Origin of the sequence: Arsenicicoccus cauae (assembly GCF_043162025.1) — a bacterium.
GTDB classification, from domain to species: Bacteria; Actinomycetota; Actinomycetes; order Actinomycetales; family Dermatophilaceae; genus Arsenicicoccus; species Arsenicicoccus cauae.
This window is the reverse complement of the sequence record NZ_CP171001.1, coordinates 385,618-392,858: the sequence shown is the minus strand read 5'-3', so window position 1 is coordinate 392,858 and position 7,241 is coordinate 385,618. Positions and strand designations below refer to the sequence as shown.

The window sequence follows — 7,241 nt, the reverse complement described above, 5'->3', positions numbered from 1 at the left end:
TAGGCAAGGCGGACCAGACCCGAGAACTCCCGGCTGGGGAAAGGTGACAGTGACCATGGTCGCTCCCAACAAGATCGGCACGACGGCAGCGGTCGTCGGCGCCATCGCCGCGCTCGTGCTCACCGGGTGCTCCGGCGCCACGAGGACGACGGCGACGACCACGACCTTCCCGAACGGCGGTGCCGCCTCCAAGATCAATGACGCCGGCATCTCGCCCAAGGACCTGGCGACGCCCGTCGTGCTCAAGAACCTCGAGGGGGCCCGCAAGGACTTCACGATGGACGGCAACTGCGACACCAAGCTCGGCGACCAGAAGGTCACCGGCACGATCATGTCCTCCGCCAAGGAGGCCAGGGACTACGTAGTGACCATCAACTGGGTGCACGGCAGCGACGTCATGGGCCGGGCCACCAAGCTGGTCGAGGCCGTCGAGCCCGGCAAGGAGACCAAGGTCGAGCTGACCACCAAGCTGACCAAGGCCGCGGACGGTTGCACCGTCAACGTCACGCGCGGCACCAAGTGACCGCTGCTGCCGGCTGAGCGGCGTCACCGACGAGGCGGGTCGGGTTCCCGAGGGGGGAGCCCGACCCGCTTCTGCACCCCCTCCCGCCTCCCGCCTCACGCCGAGTGGTCAGCTCTCGTCAGGGTCCTCGCGCCGTCGCCGGGCCAGGGCGAGCAGAAGTATGCCGATCCCCACCGCAGCCCCACCGGCAGCGAGGAGCACGACCCCGTCGGCGCCCGTGTGCGCCAGGGCCTCGGAGAAGGGGCTGGAGGCCACGCCGAACGCGTCCTCGGCAGGAACCGCCCCACCAGCCGCCGAGCCGTTGCCCTTGGCGGACCCGACCGCCTGGCCGATGCCACCACCGTGGCTGTCACCAGCGCCCCCGGCGCTGTTGCTCGGCGACGTGGACGGAGCGGCCGACGGCGACGCGGACGGAGCGGCCGACGGTGACGCGGACGGCGTCGGGGTCGCGGCGGGGCTGCGTGCCGCGGGCGAGGTCGAGGGCTCGACGGGGACCGGCTCCTGGTCGCTGCGCGCCGTGGCGGCCATCGACAGCGAGACGCTGATGGGGGTGTCCCACCGGTAGTCCTCGGCGACGTCACCCGTCGCGCTCTGCGGCAGCAGGGCGGCCAGCTCGACGCGCACGACGCCTCCCGCGGGGACGGTGGCCGACGTGAGCTGTCCCGGCGTGGTGGCCAGGGTGGACGCGGTAGGCGCCTGCGGGGTGGGATCGGCCGTGCCGTCCACGGCTGCGGTCACGTGCAGGTCGTCGGCGAACTCGTCGGCCGCGGCCAGGGGGTCCGGCTCCGAGGAGATGCTCAGGAGGGCCTTGTCGGGAGAGGCGTTCTTGACGTAGAAGCTGCCGGTCAGCGGCTCGCCGGGCACGATCCGGATGCCAGCAGGGAAGATGCCGGTGTCGAGCGTGCGGGTCCAGGGCCCGGTGGGGCTCGTCGACACCTGCAGGTACCCGAGCCCCGTCCCGGCGGCCACGAGGGCGGCCGGCTGCGGCATACGAGACGCTGCCTGGGCGACACCGGGAGAGGCGAGGGGAGACCCGAGAGCGACCGCGAGCGCAGCCGCGGCGGCGGGGCGCGCGAGGAGTCGGCTCATGGGTCGTCCTCGGTGGGTGCGGGATCGGTGGGGTGGTCGGTGGTGCGGGTGCGGGCGCGGAGCAGGCCGACGAGCTGCCACAGGGCGTAGGCGAAGAGCGCGCCGGCGACGACGATGACGCCGCGGGACTTCTGGTCGCGGTTGAGCGCATTGGCGACGTAGCCGACCTTGGGCAGGTGGTAGACCATGACCCCGCGGATCTGCTTGACCGTCTTGACCTCGAGGTCCTCGCTCGGGTTGTGGTCACCCTTGGTCCTGACCTTGTGGACACCGTCGCTGTCGACCGAGATCGACGTGATCCGGTGGGTGACCAGGCTGTTGTCGCCTGGGCGGGGCAGGAAGGTGATGACATCCCCCTGCTCGAGCCGAGCGACGTCCTGCTCGGACTCGACCCGCTTGACGATGACCTGCGAGCCGATCGGGATGGTCGGCTCCATCGAGCCGGACAGGACCGTGAGCGGCACCCAGTGCATGACCATCGGTATGACGACCATGAGCGCCAGCAGGCCGATGGCGAGTATGGCGAGGCCGCCCACGACGACCGAGAGCGCGAGCCGCACCGGTGCCGGCAGCGCGGGACGCGTCACGCGACGCGCGCCGCCACGAGTGGGGGTGGAGGTGGGGAGGGCGCTCATCAGTAGCCGTACATCCCGGCAGTCGGGTTGGTGTCCGAGGCGCGGCAGGCGAAGTAGCCAGAGGAGCCCGGGTAGTAGGCGTTCCACCGGACGGTGCTCTCGGAGTACTTCGTGGTGCTGCCGGCGAAGGGGTAGGCGCGGACGATGAACTCGTACTCCCCGGCTGCGGTGTAGCCGGCGTTCACGAGGTCGCCGGTCCCGACGATCTCCTCACGCTTCGTGCCGACGATGCCGCCGTCCACGACCTTGTAGGCGGCCGTGGAGCCCTTGGGCCGCGCCAGGATGTCCCAGTGGTTGATCGCGGAGTAGCCCGTGGCCGACGTCATGGTGCTGTCCGGCCAGGCCCAGTAGAAGTGGATGTTGTTGACGATCCAGGTGCCGCCGCAGCTCGTGCCGCTGGGGTCCGGGAAGGCGGACGGGATGGGGATGACGTAGCGCGTCGTCCAGGTGGGGCTGGTGGTGGCGGTGCCGGCGACGGAGACGGCAAGAAGCGTGGTCGTCAGCTGGTACTCACGACCCGCGAAGTTGACGTACCGCTGGCGATCGCTCGCGTCCGGCCTGACGATGATGCACATCGGCGCGGTGGCGCCCTTGACCAGCGGGTCCCGGACCGCCCCGGTGGCCGGAATGGTGTAGGTCGTGGTGGCGGTGCCGCCGTCCGTCTGAGGAATCTGCCAGCGATTGACGCCCGCGCAGTTCGTGTAGTCGTAGGCGATGCCATAGCCGTACGCGAGGAGCCCGGTGACGTCGGAGTCCGTCGTGAGGGTGCCGGGCATCTTGGTGATCGTCAGCTGGGTCGGGCGGTACTCGAGACCGTAGCCCGCGTTGTTCTTGAGGGTCGCCTGCAGCGCGGTCGAGAACGGCTTGACCACGGGGACATCCGTCGGCGTGAGCGTGGGGGTGCCCATCGTCATCCTGGGGACGACGCTGGTGCGGGTCTCGGTCCACCGGGCCTGGGTGTCACCGGTGGGCGCCGCGATGACGGCCGTCGCCGCGACGGCGGTGACGCCGAGCGTGGCAAGGATGCGCCGACGGGACATGGGGTGCCTCCAGGGATCGGTGGATCAGTTCTGGGTGAGGGTGAAGGGCAGGTTGCGGGTGGACACCGACGTGCCGTTGAGCGTCGTGTTCCACCATCCGCTGCCGCCGGCCGGCTCGGTGCGGGCCGCGCCGGTGCTCGTCTCGCGCACCGTGTACTTCATGGTGGCGAGGTAGACCGCGCCGTTGTGGGCCGACGTGATCGCCCACTGGTTGGTGCCGGTGCTCGTGAGAGCGGGCGCGCCCCCGACGGGTGTCAGCGTCACGACGGAGCCGTTGTTGGCATTGACCTCGGAGACCAGGGTCGCCGTGCCGGTCAGGGCTGCCGGGGTGGTCGAGAGGGTGGCCTTGAGGTTGGTGCCCACGGCCTGGACCGTGATGGGCAGCGTGATCGTCACCTGGTCGCCGGGGGCGAACGGGTAGGTGTCCATCTGCCCCGTGATGTCGCTGGTGGTGCGGGTGACCTGCGAGATGTCGGTGGCCCCGGCGACGAAGTCGGTGTGGGCGACCTTGACGTTCAGGGCGCCGGGCGTGAGGCCCAGGTTGCCGGCGGAGATGGAGGCCTTGGTGAGGCCGTCGGTCCGGCTCCACGCGGCGAAGGTGCCGCCCCCACCCGCCAGCAGACCCACGGCGAGCAGGGCCGCGCCGGCGCCGGTGAGCGCGCGGGTGACGGGGGAGATCATGTGGGTCCTCCTCTCGAGAGTCTGCTGGGCTTGGGGGCGGCGGTCAGAGCCAGGTCTCGTAGGCGCTGGGGCCTACGCGATCACTGGACCTGGGTCAGCGAGAGCTTGATCGCGCTCAGGTCGAGCGCGGTGTTCTCGGCGTCGGTGCCGTTGGCGGCGGCGTACGGCAGCGTGATCGTCACGACGACGTCGTAGGTGCCGTTGGTGGCCGGGGTGAGCGGGTTGGCGATGGCGGTGCCGCCCTTGGAGATGGCGGTCGTCGTCGTGACGAAGTCCTTCATCGTGCCGGTCAGCGTGGAGTTGTCCAGCGCCAGGTTGGCCTTGAGGTTGGTGCCGACCAGGTCCGTGGTGACGGTGGTCTTGTAGGTGACGGTGTCGCCCGGGACCATCTTGAAGGTGGCCGGATCGATCGTCTTGCCGGTCTGGTCGGTCCAGGCAGCGGTGCCGACGGTCCAGTTGAGGTGACCCGCGCTCACGGCGCCGGAGCCGATGGTGGTGTTCTCGTACCAGCTGGCGAAGGTGCCGCCGCCGCCGGCCAGGAGGGCGACGCCGAGGGCGCCGGCCACGAGGGCCTTCTTGGTGCGGTTGCTGCGGGCGGGGGCGGTGGTGATGGCGGTGCTGGTCATGGTCCTGGCTCGTCCTTCGTGGTGATGGGGTCCTGCTGGAGGGGTCCTGCCTGGGGCCTCGGTGGTCCTTGCCCCTACGTGAGGTGAAACCGCCGGAGGCTGCGATTGGTTACCCCTGATCGACGGATCGTCTCCACATTCATCCTTGTGGATTAATGATCATCGATGTTGTGTATGCGTCCGATTGATCGGCCCATGGGAGGTCGCGGCAACCAAGTGGGCACAATCGGGCATCACGGCGTCACCGAGGTGCCGCAGGCTTGACGGATCGTGTGGGTCGGGCCTGCGTCGGGCTCCCGACGGCGCGGTCGAGTCCCGTGCCAGCGGCTGGCACTACGCTGGTCGCTCACGGGCCGCCGGCCAGGCGGCCGCAGCAGGCTGGAGGCAGGTCATGCCCAAGGATCGCGACGCTCTCCTCTCGTCGGCGGTCCGTCGGTCCATCACCGACAAGGTGGCTGCCGAGCCCGACCACTGGACCGCGAGCCGGCTGGCGGAGGAGCTCGACCTGCACGTCACCACCGTGCGGTTCCACCTCGACCAGCTCGAGCAGGCGGGCGTCCTCGAGTCCGGCATCGAGCGGCGCGACCGCCCCGGTCGCCCCAGCAAGGTCTATCGCCGCCGCGCCGAGGCCGTGCCCGTCAACACGGCGGCCTACGTCGTCCTCGCAGACGTGCTCGCCGAGACCCTCGGCGGGGACCAGGGCGCCCGGGTCGAGGCCGCGACCCTCGCCGGCGAGGCCTGGTCCCGGCACCACCTCGACCACGTGACGCCGGAGGGCTCGCAGGGCGAGGTGCCCGTGCGTGAGCTCCTGGACGTCCTGGCGGGGTGGGGCTACCCGCGCGAGACGGTGACCGTCGAGGGCGACCCCGCCGGGCGGTGCCAGGCGACCTTGACCCACTGCCCGATGAAGGCGGCCGCGATCCGGCACCCCGACGTCGTCTGCGCCATACACCTCGGTCTGGTGCGGGGCTCCCTCGAGGGCCTCGGCGTGCAGGCCCCGGCCGTGCGGGTGACGCCCATGGTCGCCCCTGACGTGTGCACGGTCGAGATGAGCAGCGCGCTCCACGCCGGCGAGCAGGTCGTCGAGGGCCTGGACCTCACCCACGTGCGCCGGCCCCGACCGGACGCGACGGCTCCGGGCACGCCGGAGGGCCGGTCGACGAGCGACCGGCCCTCCGGGGCTGCGGGCTGAGCGATCAGCCGGGCTTGGGAGCCCCCTTGCGGGCGTAGCGCACCCACGTGATGGCCACGCACATGACGGCCCAGGCGACGCCGACCCAGTAGAAGAGGGTCGCGCCCATGACGCCGATGCCGAGGGCGAAGAAGAACGGCCCGAAGGCCGCGATCGCGGCGGTCCAGCCGATCACGCCGCCGGCCTGCCGCTTCTCGAAGATCATCGGCATCTGCTTGAAGGTCGAGGCGTTGCCGATCCCGGCGAAGAGGAAGATGAGGAACATCCCGACCAGGAACTGCCGGAAGTCACCCTGCAGCGCCGCCGCGGACGACGTGTCGGGCGTCAGCGCAGGGATCGTGTAGACGATGGAGGCGACGAGGCCGAGCCCGGAGACGAGGGTCCAGATCGCGCCGCCCATGCGGTCGGTCAGGGGGGAGAAGAGCACACGCGCGCCCGCGCCGATCAGCGGCCCCCAGAAGACCCAGCTCACGGGGTCGGGGACGGCGTAGCCGGGGACGAGGATCTTGGCGGCTGCGCCCGAGCCGGACACGATGGCGGCGTTGCCGGAGCCGTAGAGGTTGCCCATGAGGAGGCCGAACTGCGCGGACAGGCCCGAGAAGGTGCCGAAGGTCATGATGTAGATGAGCGTCATCCACCAGGTGTCCTGGTTGCCGAAGATGTCGAACTGCTGGCGGACGTTGGCCTTGACCGGCACGGACTTGAGCGCGGTCCACGCCCACGCCGCCCCGATGAGGATCAGCGGCAGCCACACGAACGCGGCGTTCTGGAACCACACCTCCTTGCTCGGCTTGCCCGGGACCTTCATGGCCTGCGAGCCGCCGAGGAAGCCGATCATCGAGAAGCCGATCAGCCACGGGGTGAGCAGCTGCACGAGCGAGACGCCGAAGTTGCCGATGCCGGCCTGCAGGCCCAGCGCCGTGCCCTGCATGCGCCGGGGGAAGAAGTAGGACGTGGACGGCATGAACCCGGAGAAGGCGCCACCGCCGATGCCGGCGAGGAAGGCGAGCACCATGAGCTCCCAGTAGGGGGCGGACGGGTTCTGCACGCGCACGCCCCACCCGAGGATGGGGAAGAAGAGGAGCAGCGTGGTCAGGGCGACCATCTTGCGGGTGCCCATGATGGGCGGCAGGACCATCCACGCGATGCGCAGCAGGCCGGCGGCGAGGCCGGGCATCGCCGACATCCAGTACAGCTCCTGCTTGGAGAAGCTGTAGCCGAGCGCGTTGAGCTTGGGGATGATGGCGCTCGGGAGGAACCACGCGACGAAGCACATGGTGAGCGTGAACGTGGTGATCCACAGGGTGCGCCAGGCGAGGGCCTTGTCCCAGGTCTGGTCGTTCTCCGGATCCCAGGACTGGAGCCACTCGCCCCCTTGGCGGGAGCTGGTCGCGGTGCTCATGGGTTGTCTACTCCAGGGTGCTGAGGGGGTGGGACGTCTCGACCGTATGGCGG

8 protein-coding genes are annotated in these 7,241 nt (G+C 70.4%); 2 read left to right on the top strand and 6 right to left on the bottom strand.

Translation table 11 applies throughout. From position 1 onward, the window contains the following. Positions 1-55 precede the first annotated feature (55 nt). Complete coding sequence (locus ACF3NS_RS01885; RefSeq protein WP_392467475.1) at positions 56-523, top strand: hypothetical protein; 468 nt, start codon at positions 56-58, stop codon at positions 521-523. A 108-nt stretch (positions 524-631) separates the two neighbouring features. Here the strand turns inward: ACF3NS_RS01885 and ACF3NS_RS01880 are convergent, their stop codons facing one another. The 5 genes from ACF3NS_RS01880 to ACF3NS_RS01860 form a co-directional block, all read right to left on the bottom strand. Continuing rightward, positions 632-1,612 carry an LPXTG cell wall anchor domain-containing protein gene (locus ACF3NS_RS01880; RefSeq protein ID WP_392467473.1) on the bottom strand — a complete coding sequence of 327 codons (981 nt, stop codon included), beginning with the start codon at positions 1,610-1,612 and terminating at the stop codon, positions 632-634. Then, on the bottom strand, positions 1,609-2,247 hold the full coding sequence (locus ACF3NS_RS01875; RefSeq protein WP_392467472.1) for a signal peptidase I: 639 nt from the start codon (positions 2,245-2,247) through the stop codon (positions 1,609-1,611). Before ACF3NS_RS01875 ends, ACF3NS_RS01880 begins: the two co-directional genes overlap by 4 nt. After that, positions 2,247-3,287, bottom strand: coding sequence for a hypothetical protein (locus ACF3NS_RS01870; RefSeq protein WP_392467470.1), 1,041 nt, complete (start codon positions 3,285-3,287; stop codon positions 2,247-2,249). The genes ACF3NS_RS01875 and ACF3NS_RS01870 overlap by 1 nt, the downstream gene beginning before the upstream one ends. A gap of 24 nt (positions 3,288-3,311) precedes the next feature. Next, entirely contained in the window at positions 3,312-3,968 is a 657-nt protein-coding gene (locus tag ACF3NS_RS01865; RefSeq protein ID WP_392467469.1) for a SipW-dependent-type signal peptide-containing protein, read from the bottom strand. An 80-nt stretch (positions 3,969-4,048) separates the two neighbouring features. Then, on the bottom strand, positions 4,049-4,594 hold the full coding sequence (locus tag ACF3NS_RS01860; protein ID WP_392467468.1) for an alternate-type signal peptide domain-containing protein: 546 nt from the start codon (positions 4,592-4,594) through the stop codon (positions 4,049-4,051). Between the two features lie 391 nt (positions 4,595-4,985). Between ACF3NS_RS01860 and ACF3NS_RS01855 the strand changes: the two genes are divergently transcribed. Beyond that, on the top strand, positions 4,986-5,786 hold the full coding sequence (locus tag ACF3NS_RS01855; protein WP_392467467.1) for a helix-turn-helix transcriptional regulator: 801 nt from the start codon (positions 4,986-4,988) through the stop codon (positions 5,784-5,786). A 4-nt stretch (positions 5,787-5,790) separates the two neighbouring features. Here ACF3NS_RS01855 and ACF3NS_RS01850 read toward each other — a convergent pair whose 3' ends face one another. Then, complete coding sequence (locus tag ACF3NS_RS01850) at positions 5,791-7,188, bottom strand: MFS transporter (protein ID WP_392467465.1); 1,398 nt, start codon at positions 7,186-7,188, stop codon at positions 5,791-5,793. Between the last annotated feature and the right edge of the window lie 53 nt (positions 7,189-7,241).